Source organism: Hymenobacter sp. AT01-02 (genome assembly GCF_000961955.2).
Taxonomy (GTDB): domain Bacteria; phylum Bacteroidota; class Bacteroidia; order Cytophagales; family Hymenobacteraceae; genus Hymenobacter; species Hymenobacter mucosus.
In genome coordinates, this window is the sequence record NZ_JZIR02000066.1 from 1 (window position 1) to 760 (window position 760).

Here is a 760-nt window from a genome sequence, read left to right on the forward strand (position 1 = left end):
GTGCTCCGAGAGGAAAATGCCGGTATTGCCTTCATTGATCGGGACCGGAATGTAATTGCGACGGGAGCCGGTGTAAACGGTGATTTACTAACGGGAGGAGCGTTTATTCAGGGTAATACGGTGCGGGGCTATCGTTCCAGTACTGGCTTCGAGATTAATGGCTTCGGCATAGTACTAGAGGGTCTCAACAACAAGGTATTCAACAACATATTAGCGCAGTGCCAGCGCGGTGTGCAGATTCAGGATAGGCCAGCATCTCCCACGATAGGCTTCACTCCTTTTTTCGACATTGACCGCGGCCTGCCGTTGATTTCAGCTGGCGACAGCATTCGTCAGAATCGGATTGATAGCTGCACGACGGCCTTGCGGGGCGTTAACCTGACCAACGTAGTAGAAGCTGGCCTGAACTGGCTAGGCAACAACACCTTCGCGGCCGTGCGGGGCGCTAGTGGCACGGGCGGGCTGGTTGTAACCCTTGGTGCCCCGAACGGCTTTGCCGAGCAATCTTCCTTTGATGGTAACGGCCGCATTGACTACTCACCTTTTCTGGATGCCCCAACCGATGCCACCACCAATGCAGGATTTCAGCCCATGCTTACCGTCTTGCACGTAGACCGCTCCTGCCCCACGGCGGGCGATGCTGGTCGCCTGCAAGAGGGCGTGACGTTGGTAGTGGAAAACGGCACCGTAAACGTGGCGGAAGCTATGTACGACGAAGCCGTAACAGTTAGCAAAAACCTCACGCTAAAGAACACGGGGC

General features: G+C 55.5%; 1 protein-coding gene. It reads left to right on the top strand.

Annotated elements, in window-relative coordinates:
* The coding region (locus tag VI25_RS25250; protein ID WP_161806971.1) for a hypothetical protein at positions 1-760 on the top strand (760 nt) is incomplete at both ends.